The organism is Pelagovum sp. HNIBRBA483, from assembly GCF_040931995.1.
Taxonomy (GTDB): domain Bacteria; phylum Pseudomonadota; class Alphaproteobacteria; order Rhodobacterales; family Rhodobacteraceae; genus JAEPMR01.
On sequence record NZ_CP162412.1, the window covers coordinates 2,029,767 to 2,051,429 of the forward strand.

The following is a 21,663-nucleotide window of genomic DNA, read 5'->3' on the forward strand; positions in this document are numbered from 1 at the left end:
ATGTGTGGTATCGTCGGCATCCTAGGCCAGCACCAGGCCGCTCCGATCCTCGTTGAAGCGCTCCGCCGCCTCGAATATCGCGGCTATGACAGCGCAGGCATCGCCACCGTCGATGACGGTGCGCTCGATCGCCGCCGCGCGGTGGGCAAACTCTACAATCTGGCTGATCTGCTCGTCACCGAGCCGCTCTCCGGCACCGCAGGCATCGGCCACACCCGCTGGGCCACCCACGGCGCACCGACGCTCGTGAACACCCACCCGCACAGCGCCTCCGATGTCGCGGTCGTCCACAACGGGATTATCGAAAACTTCCGCGAATTGCGCGCATTCCTCGCTGAAAACGGCATCGCCCATCAGACCGAGACCGACACAGAAACCGTCGCCCTCCTCGCCCAATACTACCGCGATCAGGGCCTCGCCCCGCGCGACGCCGCCGAACAAACCATCGCCCGCCTTGAGGGTGCCTATGCGCTGGCCTTCCTCTTCTCCGGCGAGGACGACCTCATGGTCGTCGCCCGCAAAGGCTCCCCCTTGGCAATCGGCCACGGCGACGGCGAGGTCTTCGTCGGCTCCGACGCCATCGCGCTGGCCCCTCTGACCGACCGGATCACCTATCTGGACGAAGGCGATTGGGCCATCCTCACCCGCAACAGCATCGAAATCCGCGACAGCGACGGCAATCTCGCCAACCGCCCCGTCAAACTGGTGCAGATCGACACCGCCCAGATCGACAAAGGCGGCTACAAGCACTTCATGGCAAAGGAAATCGCTGAACAGCCCGTCGTTCTGGCCGACGCCCTCGCCCACTATATCCAGAACGATGCCATCACCCTCCCCGGCGCTGGGCTCGATTTCACCAAGATCGACCGCCTCACGATGGTCGCCTGCGGCACCGCCTATTTCGCCTGCATGGTCGCGAAATACTGGTTCGAGCAGGTCGCTCGTATCCCGGTCGAGCTCGATGTCGCGTCCGAATTCCGCTACCGCGAACCACCTATTACTAAAGGCACAGTCGCGCTCTTCGTTTCCCAATCGGGTGAAACCGCCGATACCCTTGCCGCCCTGCGCTACTGCGCGGGTAAGGCCGACCAGATCGTGTCTGTCGTCAATGTGCAGGAAAGCTCCATCGCCCGCGAAAGCGACCTTGCTTTGCCGATCTACGCTGGCGCAGAAATCGGCGTTGCCTCGACCAAAGCATTCACCTGCCAGCTTGCTGTTATGGCGCTCCTCGCCATCGAAGCCGGTCGCGCCCGCGGCCATCTGACCGCCGCCGAAGCAGCCGCGAAAACCGCATCTCTCAAAGCCCTTCCCGGCCTCTTCAACCACGCACTCGGCACCGAAGAGGCCTGCGCGGAAAGTGCCCGCAAGTTGTCAGAGGCCCGCGACATCCTCTTCCTCGGGCGCGGCGCGATGTATCCGCTCGCCCATGAAGGTGCGCTGAAACTCAAGGAAATCAGCTACATCCACGCCGAAGCCTACGCGTCTGGCGAGCTGAAACACGGCCCTATCGCCCTGATCGACAAGAAAGTGCCCGTAATCGTCATGGCCCCTACCGATGCCCTCTTCGACAAGACAGTCTCGAACATGCAAGAGGTCATGGCACGCGGCGGCAAGGTGCTCCTCGTCACCGACAGCAAAGGCGCCGAAACCGCTGGCGAGGGCGTGTGGAACACAATCATCATGCCGCAGGTCGATCCGTTCCTCGCACCGATCCTCTACGCCATCCCCGCGCAGCTCTTGGCCTATCACACTGCTGTGGTCAAAGGCACCGATGTCGACCAGCCGCGCAATCTGGCGAAATCGGTCACGGTGGAATGACACCTGAAGCCGCCATTGCCGCGCTCGAAGCGCAGGAAAACCCGCAAAAAGCAGCGGAAATGGCCGCCTATCACAAGATTCCCCGCCGCTACCTCGGGCTGTCCACACCCCAGATCGACGCGCTGACAAAGGAATGGCGTGCAGCGGTGGACCTCCCCACCCGCCTCGCTCTCGCAGACGGGCTTTGGCAGAGCGACATTTACGAAGCCCGCGTCGCCGCTGCCAAACTGCTCATTCAAGCCCGCATCCGCCCCGAAGATACCGCCGCATGGGAGCTGATCTGCTCTTGGGTGCCCGATTTCGATAGCTGGGCCATTGCAGATCACGCCAGCATGGCCGGCCAGCGCCGCCTCCTGGCTGATCCGACGCGGATCGCCACCCTCCGCGACTGGACGACATCGGATCACCTCTGGACCCGCCGCGCGGTGCTTGTCATGACCTTGCCTTGGACCAAGATGCCCCACCCAAAGCCCGCGGACCTCGCCATCCGCGAAGTGGTGCTCAGCTGGGCCGCAAGCTACGTCCCCGACCGGCGTTGGTTCATCCAAAAGGCAATTGGCTGGTGGCTACGCGATCTGTCACCGCGCGATCCGGACCGCGTGCGCGCTTTCCTCACCGAGCATGGCGACGCGATGAAACCCTTCGCGCGAAAAGAGGCCGCGCGCCTCCTCCCAGCCTAATTCACAAAAACAGCGACTTCGACAACATCCGCCAGTGACAGCCCCAAAAGCCGCATCGCGGCAAGGCTCATCTGGCTACCCGAACCCACCGCACCGCCACTTGGCCGTAGTTCAATGTTGATGCTCTCACCGCCTGCCACGGCACGTCCCATTTGCAACTCAGTCACCAAAGGCGTCCGCAGCCAAATCCCCGCCTGCGCGATATCGCCCAAGGTCACGGTCGTCACACCAAGCGATCCGCTATTGCCGCTCTCCACCGCCAGCGCGGCCGCGCGATCGGCATCATCTGTGGTGTCGAATTCCTCGACCGTGCTCGCCCCCTCCGGCGGCGGCGGCGGCGGGGAATCATCCAGCGTCTGCTCGCTGACCGCTTCCGGCGCAGGGAGGAGCCCATCGCCCCCACCGCCAAAAAGTCCCGAAAACCTGTCCGGCAATGCAGCACAACCGGACAAAATGACCATGGACGCAAGCCCGAGATAGAATGAAACGCGAGTCATAAGCCGAGGCTATGCCAGCAGCGCCCCAAGACGCAACAATCTCGGTCATTTGACTTGCGGCTGAACCGCACACGACCTAGCTTTCACTTATGACACAGCCTCTCGTCGATCCCTTTCAGCGCGCAATCACCTACCTGCGCCTCTCGGTCACCGACCGCTGCGATTTCCGCTGCGTCTACTGCATGTCGGAGAACATGACATTCCTTCCCAAGAAGGAACTTCTGACACTTGAGGAACTCGATCGCCTCTGCTCCGCCTTCATTGGCCTCGGAGTCGAGAAGTTGCGCATCACCGGCGGCGAGCCGCTCGTCCGCCGCGATATTCTGACCTTCTTCGACGGCATGTCGCGCCATCTTGAAAGCGGCGCGTTAAAAGAGCTGACCCTCACCACCAATGGCAGCCAGCTCGAACGCTTCGCAGATCAGCTCTATGCCGCTGGCGTGCGCCGCGTGAATGTCTCGCTCGATACGCTGGACGAGCAAAAATTCGCGGATATCACCCGCTGGGGCCGCCTGCCACAAGTTCTGCGCGGCATCGATGCCGCCCAGCGTGCCGGTCTGCGCGTGAAGATCAACACCGTCGCTCTCAAAGGCTTCAACGAAGACGAGCTGTTCACCCTCGCTGAATGGTGCGCCTCGCGCGATATGGACCTCACCTTCATCGAAGTTATGCCGATGGGCGATATTGGCAATGAGGACCGCCTCGGCCAATACTGGGCGCTGAGCGACCTCCGCGCGCGCCTCGCCGAACAATACACCCTGACCGATCTGGCAGAGCGCACCGGCGGCCCCGCCCGCTACGTCCGGCTCGAAGAAACCGGCCAGAAGATCGGCTTCATCACGCCGCTCACGCATAATTTCTGCGAAAGCTGCAACCGCGTGCGGATCACCTGCACAGGCGAGATTTACACCTGCCTTGGGCAAGAGGGCCATTGCGACCTGCGCAAACCGCTGCGCGCCTCACAGGATGACGCAGTTCTTGAAGACGCCATCCGCGCGGCCATTTCGCTGAAACCGCGCGGTCATGACTTCGATTACTCCCGTCAGGATGTCGCCGGTCGCGTCAGCCGCCACATGAGCCACACAGGCGGCTAATCATCGCGCCTAGCGCAACGGCATCCTCCGTTCGGCAATCTCCGCCCACCAGCTGCACCCTGCTGGTATCGCCTCATCGTTGAAGTTGTATTCAGGATGATGCACCGGCGCCGTGTCGCCATTGCCCACAAGGATATAGGCACCCGGGCGCTCTTCCAGCATATAGGCAAAATCCTCGCCCCCCATCACGAGCGGCGCTTCCGCGCAATCGCCCGAAACGGCCCGCGCGACCTCGGCGGCGAATTCCGTCTGCTCATCATGGTTGACCATCACTGGATAGCCGCGATGGTATTTCAGTTCCGCCTCCGCGCCAAAGGCCTCGGCCACCGAATGCACGATCGTCGTAAGCCGCCGCTCCGCCATCGCCCGCATCTCGGGCGAAAGCGTCCGCACAGTGCCTTTCATCGCGTGGCGCGGCGGGATCACGTTGAACGCTTTCGATGAACTTTCCATAGAGGTCACAGACACGACAACCTGCTCCACCGGATCGGCATTGCGGCTGGCGATGCTCTGCAGCGCGACCACGATCTGCGCCGCCACAAGGTTCGCGTCAATCGTCTCATGCGGTTTCGCGGCATGCCCGCCCTTACCCTTTACCGTGATTTCGAACTGATCCGTGCTGGCAAAAAACGGCCCCGGCCGGATCGCGAAACTGCCCATCGGCACTCCGGGCCAATTGTGCATCCCGTAAACTTCCTGAATGCCCCACCGCGCTATCAGCCCGTCTTCACACATTTCGCGCCCACCGCCGCCGCCCTCTTCGGCTGGCTGGAAGATCACCACGACCGTCCCGTCAAAATTCCGCGTCTCAGCAAGATACTGCGCCGCCCCAAGCAGCATCGCCGTATGCCCGTCATGGCCGCAAGCATGCATCGCGCCTTGGGTCTTGGAGGCATAGGGCAACCCCGTCGCCTCCTCGATCGGCAGCGCATCCATATCCGCCCGCAAGCCAATCACGCGGCCAGAGCCGGTTTCCTTGCCCTTGATCACCCCAACGACACCCGTGCGTCCGATCCCCTCGGTCACCTCATCCACACCAAAGGCGCGCAGCTTTTCAGCCACCAGCGCCGCCGTCCGATGTGTCTCGAAAAGGATCTCGGGATGGGAATGAATGTCTCTCCGCCATTCCGTGATATCGGGCATCAGTTCGGCAAAGCGGTTCTTGATGGGCATATCCAGTCCTCGATCTGTCAGATGTGAAATGACCCACGCCGCAGCGCGGTGATGTCGTACAATCTATGCCCATTAGCGGCGGGTGCAATGGGCTACAGGTTCGGCCCCGGAACGAGCCGCGTCCCGTCATGGAACCGCCCGTAGCGGAACCGGCTCATATCATGACCTAACTCTCCGCCGGTCGCCATCGCCACCGCGATCTGCCCAAAGGCCGGCCCGATTCCGAATCCATGCCCGCTCATCCCCGTCACAACCGTCAGCCCCGGCAGGTCAGAGATCGTATCCACCACCGGCACGACGTCCGGCATGGTGTCGATCATCCCTGCCCAACTGGCCGCAATCGGTACCGGCCCCAATTCGGGATATGCTGCCTCGAAACGTCGCTTGATCTCGGCCACCTTCGCCTCATTCGGCGCAGGGTCCAGAATCCGCATCCTCTCGAAAGGGCTCTCCCCATCCAGCGCCCATCGGCGCGACGTGCCCCACCCATCGGGGAAACCGCGCGGCGCGAGCGGGCGATAAACCGTTCCCATCGGGTCCGCCCAAAGCTGCGGCAGATACCCCCTGAACGCCCGAAATGCATCTGGTCCGATATACAGCTCATGATACCCCGCTGGCGCAAGGCTGTAGCCCCCGTCCATCCGGCGCCGGAAAGCCAGTTTTGAATCGACCGCCCCGCCGGTGAAAATCTCTGGCATCGGCCCCGTTGCCGCGACCGTGCACCTTACCGAAAGCTGCGGGATGAAAACCCCGTGCCGCCGCAACAAAAGCGACGACCACGCACCACCGGCAAGGATCACCGCATCCGCGCGAATGGTCCCGCTTTCGGTGATCACTCCGCTTACACGCCCGGCTGCGATATCCAGCCCACGCACCGCGCAGCCCTCACGGATCAACGCACCTTTTTCCGCCGCCATCCGCGCCAGCGCGGGCACCGCCAGCCACGGCTCGGCCCGCATGTCATCTGGTGTCCACAACGCCCCGCGATAGGCGTTCCGGTTGCCCGGCAGCAGGTCTGCAGCCTCCCTAGCCGATAGGATGCGCGTACTCATGCCATGCGCCTGCGCGTTCGGCAGCCATTCGGCATATTTCGCGACAGTGGCATCGTCCTCGGCCAGATAACAAACACCCGTCTGCTGCAACCCCGTCGCGCCACCAAGCGCCGCATCCCATTTCCGCCAATGGCCACCTGCTTCCAGCATCACAGGAATTTCCGCCGCATCCCGCCCCTGCGCGCGGATCCAGCCCCAGTTGCGGCTCGATTGCTCGCCCGCAATCCGCCCCTTCTCCAGCAGCACGACCCGTAGCCCTTGCTCGGCCGCGAAGATCGCCGCCGAGACACCTGCAATCCCGCCACCGATCACCACCACATCTGCCGCCTCCGGCAGCGTGGCACTATGCGTCATTGGTGTCTGATCATTGATGGGGAATCGCATTGCCGCTCCGCTTGTTGTTTCAGCGCAGCCTATCCCGCATTCCCGCCAGCGCAAGCCAGCGTGGCGTCAGTGCATTTTCTTGTGGATCCGCTGAATCATCAGCCACACGCCCGCGATCACCACCGGCGTCACCGCCGCCGCAACAAAGGGCTTCGGAACGCCAAATAACTTCTCCAACGGCCCGAGAAGATACATCGCCAAACCGACCCCATAATAACTTATCGCCACCACCGATAGCCCCTCGACAGTGCGCTGCAAGCGCAGCTGCATATCCGCCCGCTGGTCCATCGACTTTAGCAAATCCTGATTTTGCGCGGAGCGCTCCACATCCACCCGCGTCCGCAACAACTCGCTTGCGCGGATCGCCCGCGCCGCCATCTTTTCCAGCCGCGCCTCGGTGGATTTGACTGTTCGCATCGCCGGATCAAACCGCCGCATCATGAATTCAGCAAACGTCTGGCGTCCGTGAAACCGCTCCTCGCGCAGCACTTCGATCCGCTGGTTCACAATCGTCTCATAGGCGCCCGTCGCGCCGAACCGAAAGCTCGATTTCGCAACGATATGCTCCAGCGCCGATGAGATTTCCAACAAGGAGTGCAGCGTCTCACTTGGGCTTGTCATCGGCCCCGACATATCCGCGACAAGTGCCGAAAGCTGCTTTTCCAGCAGGCCCATCTGCGCGCCCAACTCGCGCGCCTTCGCAAGCCCCAGCATCGACATCGCCTTGTAAGTCTCGATCTCGCAGAGCCGCTGGACCACCCGCCCGATCCTGCGCGCGCCAGTGGAGGGGCGGGCAAACAGCGCGAACCGCATATGTCCTGCCTCATCAATACGAAAATCGGCAGCCACCACCAGATCGTCATCCAGCATCCGGCTAATGGCGAGGCTTTCTGGCACGAACCAATCGCGCACTTTGTCAATGATCCCCTCATCGCCTTCTGCCTGTTCAACGCGGATCAAGGCCGACGTCATGCGCGTCCCAGGCGCCACGTCCAGCCAGTCTTGCGGAAAGAGCGCGAAAGTCGCGGCATCAAATGGCCGCTCAGCGATGCCCTCACCAAAAATGGTGTAAGTCACAAATTCCGTATGGCTTTCCCATTTCAGCACATGCCGCCCGATCTGGCCGAAATAATGCGTGGCATCCGGCTGCGGATGGGGCGCGCCGAACCTGTCCAGCAAGTCAATCAGGTGCGCACGCTCCGCGTCACGGTCCCGCCCAGCTGCATTATGCGCGGGCTTGAGGGCGAGATACGCCGCCCGCCCTGGCGCCTCGACCGATGGGAAAGGCCGCGCATGCAGCTCATTGGCCAGCGCATAGCGAAGCGGATGATCTTCGATTTTCGCCATAATCTCTCAGCCATAGCAGTTTTCCCGCACCGTAGCGAGAAATTCCCCCAAGTCCACAATAAAATTGTTCATTATCAATAAGTTATCTGCACACCATTGCATACGATACCCGCAGAGCGCTGTACAAACGAAAACGCCCGGCGCGTGTCTCCACCGCCGGGCGCTCTCTATCTTGTTGGGAGGTCTTAGATCGTCACAACGTCCAGCGGCGGGAAGCCATTGAAACAAACCGAAGAATAGGTCGAGGTATAGGCACCAGTATTGCGGATCAGCACCCGATCACCTGCCTTCAGCGTCAGCGGCAGCGGCATCGGGCGCTTCTCGTAAAGCACATCCGCGCTGTCGCACGACGGCCCCGCCATGATGCACGGCCCCATCGGGTCTGCGTCTTTCGCTGTCTCAAAATGGTAACGGATCGCCTCGCCCTCGGTTTCCGCCAAGCCAGAGAAACGGCCAATATCGAGATAGACCCAGCGGTGCAGGTCACGGTCCGATTTACGGCTGACCAGCATCACTTCCGATACGATCACACCCGCCTCGGCCACCATGCCACGGCCCGGCTCGGCCATGATGGTTTCCACATCACCAAACCGCGCGAGAACCATATCCATAACACCGGCAGCATAGGCCGTCGGCGCTTCGATCTCTTCGTCGTAGAATGCCGGAAAGCCACCACCGATGTTCAGCAGGCGCAGCGCATGCCCTTCCGCTTTGGCGGCGTGCCAGATCGCGGCCAGCCCATCCAGCGCCGGTCCCCACATCGCGGCCTGCCGCGTCTGGCTGCCCACATGAAACGAAAAGCCAACCGGATCCAGCCCCAACGCCTTCGCGTAGCCAAGCAAACGGATCGCGGTATCACGGTCACAGCCGAACTTGCGGGTCAACGGCCAGTCGGCCTCGCTCACCTCAACGATCAGGCGGATATAGACCTGCGCACCAGGCGCATGTTCGGCGATCTTTTCCAGCTCTTCCTCGGCATCGGCTGCAAAAATCCCAATCCCCGCGTTCCATGCAAAGGCGATGTCGGAGGGCCGCTTGATGGTGTTGCCGAAGGAGATGTGCTCCGGTTTCGCGCCTTGGCTCAGGCACAGCTCGATCTCGGCGCGCGACGCCGCATCAAAATGCGACCCCAGCGCCACCAGCCGCGCAATGATGTCCCGCGCAGGGTTAGCTTTGACCGCGTAGTGAATGTCGGCACGGCCCAACCCCGCCTTCAGCGCATGATACTGCTGCTCGACACGGTCGACATCAATCACCAGCGTCGGCCGGTCAAATACAGTTTCCGCGACGAACTGATCGAGGCGAGAGGGATTTACAATAGCTTCGGAGGCGGACGCCCCCGCAAAATGCATCGTCATGGTCATCTCCTATAGACCCGGCCATCTATGACCGCTCACTTCCAAGGGAGACGTTACCGTCGCTGCGTAAACGCGTGTCGGGAGATGCGCCCGATCGTGGCCAGAGGTGCGTGCGTTGGCGTCTGTGCGCGGGCGTTTGTCGCTTTTGTTGAGTCGTTTCAAGAGAAATTTTTTGATTTCCAAAAATTTCCGCAAAAATCGGCAAAAACCCCCGTTTTCCACTATAAAATGATCAAATTATGCCTTCTTTCACCCCGTTCTTGGGCGTCCATCAGCGTCAAAAATCACCTGAAATCCAGCAACGAATTTATGCTGCACTCTTCCGGGGAGCAGCAAACTGTCAAACGGATCTGCTTCTACCAAATCACCCCGCCCCAGCGCATAGGCATCGACGTGATCCACCGTCCCGTTGCGGATGATTTTGTCGCTACCACGAAAGGCGTAGCAGATCTCCCGCGCAGGGTCTTCTGTCTCCACCAAGACCCGATCAGGTCCAGAGAGAGACACCCGCGTGACGCGGGTTCTGGGCGCATAGAACCCGTGCAAAATCCCCACCTCTTCCGGCTGGCGCGGCAGGATTTCCGGCACGAGCGTCACAGGGCCAGAGAATTGCAACATGATCTGCTCCGCATCACGCTGCGCGGATGTCACCGCAACCGGCTTCCACTCGTCCCCTCGGTCCACCGCCGCCATCGCACTGCCAAAGACCTCGCCCAGCAACACCTTTCCCAGGCTGCTAGTATGGATCGGATCCTGAAAACCATCCTCATGAGTGTAGAACGGAAATTGGTAGCGAGGCCCGACAAAGGTGCAATCGATACGGCGGTCACAAAGCGCGCGCACCGCCAACCGATTAGGCCAGTTGTTACCCGTCCCCGGCGCACCCGTTCCTGCGGGCTGATCGAGGAACCAGTGAATGGGAAGGTCCAACTCTGAAAGATCGGCTTCAATGTCCGCCATCAGCGCCAGCAGATGTTCTTCATATGCCGCGCCACTCATCGTCCGGTCATTCTCGCCATGACTGAACGCAATGAATATCTTCGATGCGGGCCTCCCACGGGCTTCTGACAGCGCCGCCCCATGTTGGATCGCAGCAATAAGGTTCACATACACATGCGATTTCTCGCCATTATCGGCGTAGCGGTGAATGCCGTTCTTATCTACAAAGCCCTGCCCACCGATGCCCGCAGTCCGCACCAGCACATCCGGCCGCACGCCTTCGCAACGTTGTAAGAAAGCCTGCCCAGTAGCCCGCACAATTGATTGCACGCCGGTCGCCTCATCCCGTGCGGGTATAAGCCGCTCCGCTTTCGTAACAGGCGGATGCCCCAAAAACCCCCGCGTGCCGCCAACAGTTTCACGAAACACATCATCGAACGTGAGAACCTTATGATCCCATCGAGTTCGCACATCGATAACCGGCCCCGAAGGCGCCACTCCCGAGTTCGACTGGCCATAGTGAAAACACAAAACCGTGTCGCCACGGTCCTTGGCCTTTGGCGCATAATCATCAGTCAAAATGCAATTCGCCATAATCGCCATCAATGGCTGCGAGGGTCGAACATCACGCACCACAAATCAAGAACTTCAGCAGCCCATCCCGTCATGGCAAACAAAAACCCCCGCCGAAGCGGGGGTTTCTCAAATCCAATCTGCCTGCCCGTTAACTGATTTTTGTCAGCAGGGTATCGAGGCTTGCTTTGGCATCGCCGTAGAACATGCGCGTGTTTTCTTTGTAGAAGAGCGGGTTTTCGATGCCCGAATAGCCCGTGCCCTGTCCCCGCTTGGAGACGAACACCTGCTTGGCCTTCCAGCATTCCAGCACCGGCATACCCGCGATGGGGCTGTTCGGGTCTTCTTGTGCCGCAGGGTTCACGATGTCGTTGGAGCCGATCACGATGGCCACGTCCGTTTCAGGGAAGTCCTCGTTGATCTCGTCCATCTCCATCACGATGTCATAGGGCACCTTCGCTTCCGCCAACAGCACGTTCATATGCCCCGGCAAGCGCCCCGCAACGGGGTGAATGGCAAAGCGCACGTTCTTGCCCTTGGCCCGCAGGCGGCGGGTCAGTTCCGCCACGTTCTGTTGCGCCTGCGCCACCGCCATACCGTAGCCCGGGATGATGATCACGCTGTCGGCCTCGTCCAGAGCCTGCGCCACACCATCCGCCTCGATCGCGATCTGCTCGCCCTCGACCTCCATCGCCGGCCCCGCAGCGCCGCCAAAGCCCCCGAGGATCACGCTGATGAACGACCGGTTCATCGCCTTACACATGATGTAGCTGAGGATCGCGCCCGACGAACCGACCAAGGCACCCACAACGATCAGCAGGTCGTTGCCGAGGCTGAAGCCAATCGCCGCCGCGGCCCACCCCGAATAGGAGTTCAGCATCGACACAACCACCGGCATGTCCGCGCCGCCGATCCCCATGATCAGGTGATAGCCGATGAACAGCGCCGCCGCCGTCAGGATCAACAGGGGCAGCATCGCGCCCGCGTTCAGATACCACACAAGGCACACGACCGAGAGCAAAGCCGCCGCCGCATTCAGCAGATGCCCGCCCGGCAGCTTTGTCGCAGCCGAGTTCACCTTGCCCGCCAGCTTGCCATAGGCAATCACCGAGCCGGTGAAGGTCACCGCACCGATCCAGATGCCCAGCGACAACTCGATCTTCAGGATCGCGATCTCAATCGGCTCTTTCTTGGCGACCAACAGCGCAAACGCGCCCTCAACGCCTTCGCCCGCAGCCTTCGCCGCTTCAACGAGGTTAATGGTCATCTCGGCATTGAAGCCCACGAACACCGCCGCAAGGCCCACCAGCGAGTGCATCGCCGCCACCAGCTGCGGCATCTCGGTCATCTGCACCCGCATCGCCACATAATAGCCGATCAGGCCACCCGCTGCGATCAGCACCAGCGACAGAAGCCACAGCCCCGCCCCCGGTCCAACCAGCGTCGCAAAGACCGCAATCGCCATCCCCACGATGCCGTACCACACCGCGCGTTTCGCGCTTTCCTGCCCAGACAATCCCCCCAGCGAGAGGATGAACAGAACACCGGCAACGACATAGGCTGCCATGGTAAACGAATTTTCCATTGTTCTGGCTCCCCCTTAAGATTTCTGGAACATGGCGAGCATGCGCCGGGTGACAAGGAAGCCACCAAAGATGTTGATACCCGCCATAAAGACCGAGATGGCCGCCAACAGGATCACGAGGAACCCGCCCGATCCGATCTGGATCAAGGCGCCCAGAATGATGATCGACGAGATCGCGTTCGTCACCGCCATCAGCGGTGTGTGCAGCGAATGCGCGACGTTCCAGATCACCTGGAAGCCGATGAACACCGACAGAACGAACACGATGAAGTGCTGCATGAAGCTCGCCGGCATATCCGGGATCAGCCCCACGCCAAGGATCAGCGCCGCGCCGATGGCCAGCAGCGTCACCTGGTTCTTGGTCTGCGCCTTGAAGGCCGCAGCTTCCGCCGCGCGCTTCTCCTCCGGCGTCAGCTCCTTGGCCGCTTCCTTCTTCGGAGCAGCCGCAATCGCCTGCACCTTCGGCGGTGGTGGCGGGAAGGTGATCTCCCCCTCATGGGTGATCGTGGCACCACGGATCACGTCATCGTCCATATTGTGGTTCGGCGTGCCGTCCTTCTCGGGCGTCAGGTCCGTCATCATATGGCGGATGTTCGTCGCATAGAGCGTCGAGGCCTGCTGCGCCATCCGGCTGGGGAAGTCGGTATAGCCGATGATGATCACGCCGTTATCGGTCACGATCCGCTCGTCGGCCTTGGTCAGCTTGCAGTTGCCGCCCCGCTCTGCCGCCAGATCGACGATCACCGACCCCGGCTTCATCGCCTGCACCATGTCCTCGGTCCACAGCTCCGGCGCCTCGCGGTTCGGGATCAGCGCGGTGGTGATGACGATATCCATTTCAGGGGCCAACTCGCGGAACTTCGCCAGCTGCGCCTCACGGAATTCCGGCGAGGAAACAGAGGCATAGCCGCCGCTGGCAGATCCATCCTGCTGTTCTTCCTCGAAATCGAGATAGACGAACTCAGCGCCCATCGATTCCACCTGCTCGGCCACTTCCGGCCGCACGTCGAAGGCATAGGTCATCGCGCCCAGCGAGGTCGATGTCCCGATCGCCGCCAGACCGGCCACACCAGCGCCCACGATCAGCACCTTCGCCGGCGGCACCTTGCCCGCCGCCGTCACCTGCCCGGTGAAGAACCGGCCAAAGTTGTTGCCCGCCTCGATCACCGCGCGATAGCCCGCGATATTCGCCATCGAGGACAGCGCATCCATCTTCTGCGCGCGGCTGATGCGCGGCACCATGTCCATCGCAATCACGCTCGCGCCCTTCGAACGCGCCAACTCCATCAGCGCCTCGTTCGACGCAGGATAGAAAAACGAAATCAAAGTCTGACCCTTCGTCAGACGCTTGGCCTCCGTCTCCGAAGGCGGACGCACCTTCGCAACGATGTCTACGGCCTTGAACAGCGCTGCGCCGGTCTTCACCACCTCGACGCCAGCCTCCTTATAGGCCGCGTCGGTAAACCCAGCAGCTTCCCCCGCTTTTGTCTCGATCACGCATTCGTAGCCGAGCTTCTGCAATTCCTTGGCCGAGGCAGGGGTCATCGCGACCCTGTTCTCACCAGCGAATGTTTCCTTTGGTGCGCCGATTTTCACGGACTGTCCCCTTTGGTTGATTGTCCTGTCGCCCTTCCACTATCGCGCGCAACAAAGTTTCTCAAGCAACGAAAAACCAATTTTCGACACTTTGTGCGCTAACAGCGACTTTGGCGCGCGACTGGCCACACCAGATCACAGCCAGCGGCGCGTCTTTTCGCAGTATCGGGCAAAATCAGCGCGGAACTTCCGGCGCAAACGGTCCTCTTCGGGAATGATGAAACGCCGTTCCAGAACCCACGCCAAAACAGGCACGAGAACCAGCCCCAACACCGCATCCATCCACAAGATAACCCCTGCCAAAAGCAGGACATCGCCCAGATAAATCGGATTGCGGCTCCGCCGGAAGATCCCGCTTTGCACCAGCCTGTCCGCCTCCCTGTGCGGGATGATCGTCGTGCGTTGGCGGCGCATCTCGGTTGCTGCCAGCAACATCAACAGAACTCCGCCACCGATCAGGATACCTGCAAGAAATTGCGTGACCGGATGCGCCAGCGATAAGTTCCAAGGGTCAATCCGCGCCACCCCGTATGCCAGTACAGCAAACAGCAAGGTCCAAAGCGGCGGAAGATCGATCATTTTCATAATCCCACCCTGCCCGCCTTCGTGTGCTTTGTCACCCCGAACCTGCGCTTTTCATGACGCCACGAAACACCTTCAACCTCTTGCCTCTGCAATCAAAAGCCCCATCTTTGCGTTAACGTCACGCATTCGCGGCAACAAAGAAATACCGGAGGCAGCAGTGTCCACTCCCCTTTCTGTCAATGGCACCGATTACCAGATAGATCTCCCCGATGATGTCCCCCTCCTTTGGGTTCTGCGGGACGAAATCGGCCTCACCGGCACCAAGTACGGCTGCGGCGTCGCCGCCTGCGGCGCTTGCACAGTCCATATCGACGGCGAAGCCGTGCGCTCCTGTCAGGTCGCTCTGGCCGATGTCTGGGGGCCGGTCACCACGATCGAAGGTCACGGCACTCCCGATGCCCTTTCCGCACTTCAGCAGGCATGGATCGACCATCAGGTCGCCCAATGCGGCTACTGCCAATCCGGCCAGATCATGCAAGCCGCCGATCTCCTCGCGCGGCACCCGTCCCCGACCGACGCAGATATTGACGATGCGATGGAGGGAAATCTCTGCCGCTGCGGCACCTACCCCCGTATCCGCGCAGCAATCCACACCGCCGCTGCCAAGATCGCGGAGAACTGAGATGTCCAAAATTGGAAAAATCGCCCGCCGTAGCTTCCTGATCGGGTCGGTCGCCGTCGCTGGCGGCGTCGCCTTTGGCGTCTATCAGGTCAAGAAGCCAGCACCGAACCCGCTCACCTCCTCCGCGGGCGAGGCCGTGCTGAACCCCTTCGTTGTGATCAACAAGGACGGCGTCACCCTCATCGCCCCGAAAGCTGAAATGGGCCAAGGTGTCCATACAACTTGGGCTGCGCTGATTGCTGAAGAGCTCGACGTCGCATGGGAAGATATCACCGTCCTGCATGGCCCTCCTGCCAAAGCCTATTTCAACTCCGCGCTGTTTGGCCTTGGCTTGCCTTTCCTCGATTACGAGGTCGGCGATTTCCGTCATGGTTTGCGCACCCAAGTTGGCGAAATCGCGAAGCTCGTGGGCCTGCAGCTCACTGGCGGCTCCACATCAATGAAGGATGGCTTTGTCCGGATGCGCGAAGCGGGTGCCACAGCCCGCGAAACCCTCAAGCTCGCAGCCGCCGCGCGGCTTGATCTGTCCGTCAATGACCTCACAACCGAGAATGGCAAAGTCATCGCCCGCGATGGCACAGCCCTTTCCTACGCCGAACTCGCCGCAGAAGCCGCCGCGATCACCCCGCCCCGCGTGGCGCTCCGTGACCCCTCCGAATGGAAGTACCTCGGCAAAGACATGCCGCGCGTCGATATGCTCGGCAAAGTCACTGGCACCGCCCGCTTCGGCATCGACACGCGGATGGAGGGAATGCGCTTCGCCACCGTCCGGATGGTGCCGAATGGTGGTGGCATGGCAAGCTATGATGACAGTGCCGCCCGCTCCATGCCGGGCGTCGAAGCGATCATAGACCTCGGCGACGGCATCGCCGTTGTGGCAACCAACACTTGGCTCGCCTTCCGCGCCGCCGAAGCGGTCGACATAACTTGGGGGCCGTCCCCGCGCCCTGCCACCAACGAGGCGCTTTTCGATGTGATCGCCGCAGAGCTTGACACCGGCACCCCAAATGCAACGCCCCGCGACGAAGGCGATGTAGATAGCGTGACCGACGGCACCGAGATTACCGCCGAATACCGCATCCCTTGGCTGGCGCACGCAACGATGGAACCAATGACCGCGACCGCGCGTGCCTCTAATGGCAACATTGAACTATGGGTTGGCAACCAATCCCCCACCCTGACGCGCGACAAGGTCGCCGAGGCGCTTGGCATCGCGGCCGAAAATGTCACCGTCGAAACACCGATCATGGGCGGTGGCTTCGGTCGGCGCGGTGAGACGGATTTCTCCGTTCTGGCCGCGCGCATTGCGCAAGCCGTGCCGAACACTCCCATCAATGTCACTTGGACCCGCGAAGAGGATATGCGGCACGATTTCTACCGCCCCGCCGCCATCGCCCGTTTCCGAGGTCTTGTAAAAGACGGTCAAGCAATCGCGCTTGATGCGAAAGTCTCCGGCCATTCAGTCATGAAAGCCTCCGCCGAGAAGATGGCCGGCAGCGAGACACCCGGCCCCGACCGCGAGCATGTCTCCGGCGGCTTTGATCAACCCTACGGCATCCCCAACTTCCGCTATACGGGCTACCTTGCCCCGACGAATATTCCCGTCGGCTATTGGCGCTCGGTGGGCGCCTCGATGAACGGTTTCTTCTTTGATACCTTCATCGACGAAATGGCCCATGCGGCCGATCGCGACCCTCTGCAATTCCGGCTCGAACTGATCCGGCGCGAGCATGAGCCTTCCGCCAAAGTGCTGGAAAAAGTGGCCGAAATGTCTGGTTGGACAGGCCAAACGCCAGCCGGAACAGGGCGTGGAGTGTCTTTCTGCTATAGCTACGGCACACCCGTCGCCCAAGTCTGCGAGGTGGTCGAAGAAAACGGCCGCATCCGCATCACCAACCTTTGGATCGCCTGCGATGTCGGCACCGCGCTTGACCGCCGCAATATCGAAGCACAGATGACCGGCGGTGCGCTGTTCGGCCTTTCCGCTGCCATGATGGGCGAGATCACCTTCACCGACGGCGCAGCCGATCAGTATAACTTCCCCGATTACGACGCGCTGCGCATGCACACGGCGCCAAAGATGTCGGTCGCGATCCTCGAAAACAATCGCCATCTTGGCGGCGTGGGGGAGCCCGCGACACCGCCCGCGCCCGCCGCTCTTGGTAACGCCCTTTTTGATCTGACCGGCCAGCGCCTACGCGAAACCCCGTTTAACAAGGCGGTATCGTTCTACGGCGTCTAATCTTGTGAAAGATGCGCACAGGCGGCGGTGAGGTAGCCACAATGGTGGCGCACATCCGCCGCCTCGTGCCGTCCAAGCGCAAATTCCCGCGCCGGTTAGTCGATGCCGTTCTCGCGCTGCAACGCGCGAACATAATCGACGATATTCGCCACATCCGACGGCGTAAGCCCGCTTTGCGGCGGCATGTCGCCAAACGGCCAGTGATGCGCACGCACGCCCCGCTGGACAGCCATCAGGAACGCCATATCCCCATGATGACTCGGCTCATAAATTTTGTGCACCAGCGGCGGGCCCATACCCAAACGGCCAGTGGCATTCTCGCCATGGCAGTCGGCACAGACAGCATCAAACGCACGTTTGCCCATTTCCTGTTTCGCGGTCAGGCTCTCGGGCAATGTGATCTCGACCAGCGGCGCGCCCTCTGCGCCGTTTTCCTGCGCTATCGCCTGATCTGTGCCGCCCACTATCATCCATACCGCACCGCCCAGCGCCAATGCCGCAACTGCCCCCATGATTACTGAATTCCGCTTCACGAAGCTCTCCCTGTCTCACTGTATTTGATCTGCTAGAGGTTCCAGCAGGGGGAAGGTCAAGCGACCCTATGCCGTCTGACGAAGATGTGAGCGCCCTGCGGCCCATGCATGTACTGCCGCGCCGAAGGCGGCGAAAAGCGGGCGCGACACCGGATCATTGGCAGCGTTCCATTCCGGATGCCACTGCACGCCCAGCGCAAAGCCCGGCGCATCCTTGATGTAGATCGCCTCCGGCGTTCCGTCCGGTGCGTAGCCGTCGATCACGACCCGCTCGCCCGCATCCTTGATGCCCTGCCCGTGCAGTGTGTTCGTCATCACTTCCCGCGCCCCCATCAGCCGATGGAAAACACCACCGTCAGAGAAGGTCACGCTATGACGCAGCGCAAACTTTTCCTCCAGCGTCCCGTCCGGCGGCATGCGGTGATTATCCCGCCCCGGCAGATCGCGGATCTCGGGGTATAGGGTTCCGCCCATCGCAACGTTCATTTCTTGAAAACCACGGCAGACCCCCAAAACCGGCTGCCCCCGCGCCACGCACTTGCGCACCAGCGGCAAGGCCACGGCATCGCGGCAGCGATCAAATGCCCCATGCGCTTCGGTTTCCGCCTCGCCATATTCCTCGGGGTGCACATTCGGCCCACCACCCGGCAGGAAAATACCGTCACAAATCTCTAGCAGGTCGTCAACATCGACGGCACTCGGCATCCCCGGCACCAACAGCGGCAGGGCGCCGGTCACATCCGCAATCGCGGCAAGAACCATTTCACCCGCCGCTTGTGCCGGATATTGATCATGCACGAGGGTAAAATTCCCGACCACTCCGACCACAGGTCGCGTCATAACAATATGCATCCATCTCTGACTGTTATGGCGAGCATATCCCCCAGCTTCGCAATAGAAAAGGGCGCAGCTTCAGCCGCGCCCTCAATCAACCCCAAAACAAGTAGGCGTTATTCTTCTGCGGTCAGCCCCACGGCCTCGATCCCCGCAACGGCGGCGATCACGTCGTTATCCGATGTATCGCCCGTCACACCGACAGCGCCGACGATCTTGCCCGCCTTGTCACGCACCAAAAGCCCGCCCGGCACCGGAACTACCTTCCCGCCGTAGACGCCATTCATCGCCGCCATGAAGTAGGCTTGCTGCTCGGCCCGCGCCATCTGCGCACGCCCTGCCATCCCCAGCATGATTGCGCCATGGGCCTTGCCTTGCGCGATCCCGAACCGGCCCGGCGCCGCGCCGTCCTCACGCTCAAAAGCTTTGATATGCCCGCCGGTGTCCAACACCACGACCGAAAGCGGCTTGAAGCCCTCCTCACGCGCCTTGGCGAGCGTCTTTCGAATGATTGTCCGTGCGCGGTTGAGTGAAAGTTCCGCCATTTGAGTCTCCCATGAAAAGAAAACCCGCCGCCACAACCGTGGCCGCGGGTCTGTTATTTAGTTGGCGTTTGCCGCTTTCAGCTCCAACCGGCGGCGATGCAGCACCGGCTCGGTATAGCCCGAAGGCTGCTCGCGCCCTTTGAACACCAGATCACATGCCGCTTGGAACGCGATCCCGTCAAACTCAGGCGCCATCGGCTGATAAAGCGGATCGCCTTCGTTCTGGCGGTCCACCACGGCAGCCATCTTCTGCATTGCTGCCATGACTTCCTTCTCGCTGACCACACCATGATGCAGCCAGTTGGCCAGGTGCTGCGAGCTGATCCGGCAGGTCGCGCGGTCTTCCATCAGGCCCACGTCATTGATGTCCGGCACTTTGGAGCATCCAACACCCTGATCAATCCAGCGCACCACATAGCCCAGAATGCCCTGCGCGTTGTTCTCGACTTCCTTGATGATCTGTTCTTTCGACCACTTCCGGTAGCTCGCCATCGGGATATCCAGCAGCGTATCGACAAAGGCACGCCGCCCGCCCTTCTTAAGCTTTTCCTGCACCGCGAACACATCGACCTTATGGTAATGCAGCGCATGCAGCGTCGCGGCGGTGGGAGACGGCACCCACGCACAGTTCGCACCGGATTTCGGATGCTCGATCTTCTGCTCCATCATCGCGGCCATCAGGTCGGGCATCGCCCACATGCCCTTACCAATCTGCGCCTTGCCGGACAGTCCGCATTCAAGGCCGATATCCACGTTCTGGTTCTCGTAGCCGCCAATCCATGCCTTGCGCTTGATAAAGTCCTTCCGGCTGAACGGCCCTGCTTCCATGCTGGTATGGATCTCGTCGCCCGTCCGGTCGAGGAAGCCGGTGTTGATGAAAGCCACGCGCGATTTCGCTGCGCGGATACATTCCTTCAGGTTCACACTGGTGCGGCGCTCTTCGTCCATCACACCGATCTTCACGGTGTTTTGCGGCAGGCCGAGGAAGCTCTCGACGCGGGTGAAAATCTCGTCGGCAAAGCCCACTTCTTCCGGCCCGTGCATCTTCGGCTTCACGATGTAGACAGACCCATGTACCGAATTGCCGCTTTCGCGCTTCAGGTCGTGAATGGCGATCAGCGTCGTGATCGCGGCATCCATCAGCCCCTCGGGGATCTCGTTGCCATCCGCATCAAGGATCGCAGGGTTGGTCATCAGATGGCCCACATTGCGCACCCACAGGAGCGCCCGCCCCTTCAGCACCAACTCGCTGCCATCCGGCGCGGTGTAACGGCGGTCATCGTTCAGGCGGCGTGTAATGGTCTTGCCACCCTTCTCCAGCGTCGCTTCCAGATTGCCCTGCATCAGGCCGAGCCAGTTGCTATAAGCCTGCACCTTGTCCTCGGCATCCACGCAGGCGACCGAGTCCTCGCAATCCATAATAGCCGAAACGGCGCTTTCGATCTGCACATCGGCGAGCAAGGCCTGATCGCGGCAGCCAATCGGGTGCGCACGGTCGAAAACCAGCTCCACATGCAGCCCGTGATTGCGCAGCAAGATCGCATCCGGCGCTTTCGGGTTGCCTTTGTAGCCGACAAATTTCTCCGGCTGCGCCAGCGGGCAATCATCCACCAACAGCGCCCCGTCCTGCACATAGTAGCGGTGCACATCCGCATGGCTCGCGCCTTGGATCGGGAAAGCTTCGTCAAGGAACACCCGCGCCCGCGCCACAACCCGCGCACCGTGGCCACGGTCATAACCGCCCTTCGGCGCAGGCGTGCCCATCGCGTCTGTGCCGTAGAGGCAGTCATAAAGGCTGCCCCAACGTGCATTCGCCGCGTTCAGCGCGTAGCGGGCATTGGTGATCGGCACCACCAACTGCGGCCCGGGAACGGAGGCAATCTCAGGATCCACATTCGCGGTATCAATCTCGAAGTCGGGGCCTTCCTCAACCAGATAACCGATATCCTTCAGGAACCGCTTATAGGCTTCGTGATCATGCGGCTGGTTGCGATGGCGCACATGCCAGTCGTCGATCTGGCTCTGCAATTCTTCGCGCTTTTCGAGGAACGCTTTGTTTTTCGGGGCCAAGTCACCGATCATCTCCGCAAAACCGGACCAGAACGCCTCTGCCGACACATCCGTCCCCGGCAGCGCTTGCTCGTCCACGAAACGGGCCAGTTCCTCAGCCACTTGCAGGCCATTCTTGTCGATGCGGTTTACCATG

18 protein-coding genes are annotated in these 21,663 nt (G+C 61.2%); 5 read left to right on the forward strand and 13 right to left on the reverse strand.

Features of this window, described 5'->3' with window-relative positions:
* Entirely contained in the window at positions 1–1,818 is a 1,818-nt protein-coding gene (glmS, locus tag AB1E42_RS10040) for a glutamine--fructose-6-phosphate transaminase (isomerizing) (protein WP_368344105.1), read from the forward strand.
* Positions 1,815–2,498, forward strand: coding sequence for a DNA alkylation repair protein (locus tag AB1E42_RS10045; protein WP_368344106.1), 684 nt, complete (start codon positions 1,815–1,817; stop codon positions 2,496–2,498). Before glmS ends, AB1E42_RS10045 begins: the two co-directional genes overlap by 4 nt.
* Here AB1E42_RS10045 and AB1E42_RS10050 read toward each other — a convergent pair.
* Positions 2,495–2,995, reverse strand: a complete 501-nt coding sequence (locus tag AB1E42_RS10050) for a D-galactarate dehydratase (RefSeq protein ID WP_368344107.1) — start codon at positions 2,993–2,995, stop codon at positions 2,495–2,497. The two genes, AB1E42_RS10045 and AB1E42_RS10050, sit on opposite strands and share 4 nt — an antisense overlap.
* Before the next feature lie 89 nt (positions 2,996–3,084).
* On the opposite strand from AB1E42_RS10050, the gene moaA reads away from it, so the two are divergent.
* Entirely contained in the window at positions 3,085–4,089 is a 1,005-nt protein-coding gene (gene moaA, locus AB1E42_RS10055; RefSeq protein WP_368344108.1) for a GTP 3',8-cyclase MoaA, read from the forward strand.
* A gap of 9 nt (positions 4,090–4,098) precedes the next feature.
* Here moaA and AB1E42_RS10060 read toward each other — a convergent pair whose 3' ends face one another.
* The 8 genes from AB1E42_RS10060 to AB1E42_RS10095 all read right to left on the reverse strand — a co-directional run bounded on the left by AB1E42_RS10060 (position 4,099) and on the right by AB1E42_RS10095 (position 14,681).
* A complete protein-coding gene (locus AB1E42_RS10060) occupies positions 4,099–5,262 on the reverse strand; it encodes a M20 aminoacylase family protein (protein ID WP_368344109.1) in 1,164 nt (387 codons plus the stop codon).
* 92 nt (positions 5,263–5,354) lie between these two features.
* Entirely contained in the window at positions 5,355–6,668 is a 1,314-nt protein-coding gene (locus tag AB1E42_RS10065; RefSeq protein WP_368344110.1) for an NAD(P)/FAD-dependent oxidoreductase, read from the reverse strand.
* Between the two features lie 96 nt (positions 6,669–6,764).
* Entirely contained in the window at positions 6,765–8,045 is a 1,281-nt protein-coding gene (locus AB1E42_RS10070; protein WP_368344111.1) for a DUF3422 family protein, read from the reverse strand.
* 185 nt (positions 8,046–8,230) lie between these two features.
* Complete coding sequence (locus AB1E42_RS10075; protein ID WP_368344112.1) at positions 8,231–9,403, reverse strand: type III PLP-dependent enzyme; 1,173 nt, start codon at positions 9,401–9,403, stop codon at positions 8,231–8,233.
* 249 nt (positions 9,404–9,652) lie between these two features.
* Positions 9,653–10,921, reverse strand: a complete 1,269-nt coding sequence (locus AB1E42_RS10080; RefSeq protein WP_368344113.1) for a hypothetical protein — start codon at positions 10,919–10,921, stop codon at positions 9,653–9,655.
* 145 nt (positions 10,922–11,066) lie between these two features.
* On the reverse strand, positions 11,067–12,500 hold the full coding sequence (locus tag AB1E42_RS10085) for an NAD(P)(+) transhydrogenase (Re/Si-specific) subunit beta (protein WP_368344114.1): 1,434 nt from the start codon (positions 12,498–12,500) through the stop codon (positions 11,067–11,069).
* Between the two features lie 15 nt (positions 12,501–12,515).
* Positions 12,516–14,096 carry a Re/Si-specific NAD(P)(+) transhydrogenase subunit alpha gene (locus AB1E42_RS10090; RefSeq protein ID WP_368344115.1) on the reverse strand — a complete coding sequence of 527 codons (1,581 nt, stop codon included), beginning with the start codon at positions 14,094–14,096 and terminating at the stop codon, positions 12,516–12,518.
* Positions 14,097–14,231: 135 nt separating this feature from the next.
* Positions 14,232–14,681 (reverse strand): isoprenylcysteine carboxylmethyltransferase family protein, encoded by a 450-nt coding sequence (locus AB1E42_RS10095; protein ID WP_368344116.1) that lies wholly within the window; start codon positions 14,679–14,681, stop codon positions 14,232–14,234.
* A 157-nt stretch (positions 14,682–14,838) separates the two neighbouring features.
* Between AB1E42_RS10095 and AB1E42_RS10100 the strand changes: the two genes are divergently transcribed.
* Positions 14,839–15,303, forward strand: coding sequence for a (2Fe-2S)-binding protein (locus AB1E42_RS10100; protein WP_368344117.1), 465 nt, complete (start codon positions 14,839–14,841; stop codon positions 15,301–15,303).
* A gap of 1 nt (position 15,304) precedes the next feature.
* Complete coding sequence (locus AB1E42_RS10105; protein WP_368344118.1) at positions 15,305–17,545, forward strand: molybdopterin cofactor-binding domain-containing protein; 2,241 nt, start codon at positions 15,305–15,307, stop codon at positions 17,543–17,545.
* 95 nt (positions 17,546–17,640) lie between these two features.
* Here the strand turns inward: AB1E42_RS10105 and AB1E42_RS10110 are convergent, their stop codons facing one another.
* The 4 genes from AB1E42_RS10110 to AB1E42_RS10125 all read right to left on the reverse strand — a co-directional run bounded on the left by AB1E42_RS10110 (position 17,641) and on the right by AB1E42_RS10125 (position 21,662).
* The gene (locus AB1E42_RS10110; protein ID WP_368346409.1) at positions 17,641–18,015 is read right to left on the reverse strand and encodes a cytochrome c; all 375 of its coding nucleotides are present in this window, start codon (positions 18,013–18,015) and stop codon (positions 17,641–17,643) included.
* Positions 18,016–18,144: 129 nt separating this feature from the next.
* Positions 18,145–18,918 carry a gamma-glutamyl-gamma-aminobutyrate hydrolase family protein gene (locus AB1E42_RS10115; RefSeq protein WP_368344119.1) on the reverse strand — a complete coding sequence of 258 codons (774 nt, stop codon included), beginning with the start codon at positions 18,916–18,918 and terminating at the stop codon, positions 18,145–18,147.
* Positions 18,919–19,028: 110 nt separating this feature from the next.
* On the reverse strand, positions 19,029–19,457 hold the full coding sequence (locus tag AB1E42_RS10120; protein ID WP_368344120.1) for a heme-binding protein: 429 nt from the start codon (positions 19,455–19,457) through the stop codon (positions 19,029–19,031).
* Positions 19,458–19,514: 57 nt separating this feature from the next.
* On the reverse strand, positions 19,515–21,662 hold the full coding sequence (locus AB1E42_RS10125; protein WP_368344121.1) for a malate synthase G: 2,148 nt from the start codon (positions 21,660–21,662) through the stop codon (positions 19,515–19,517).
* Position 21,663: the final 1 nt, after the last annotated feature.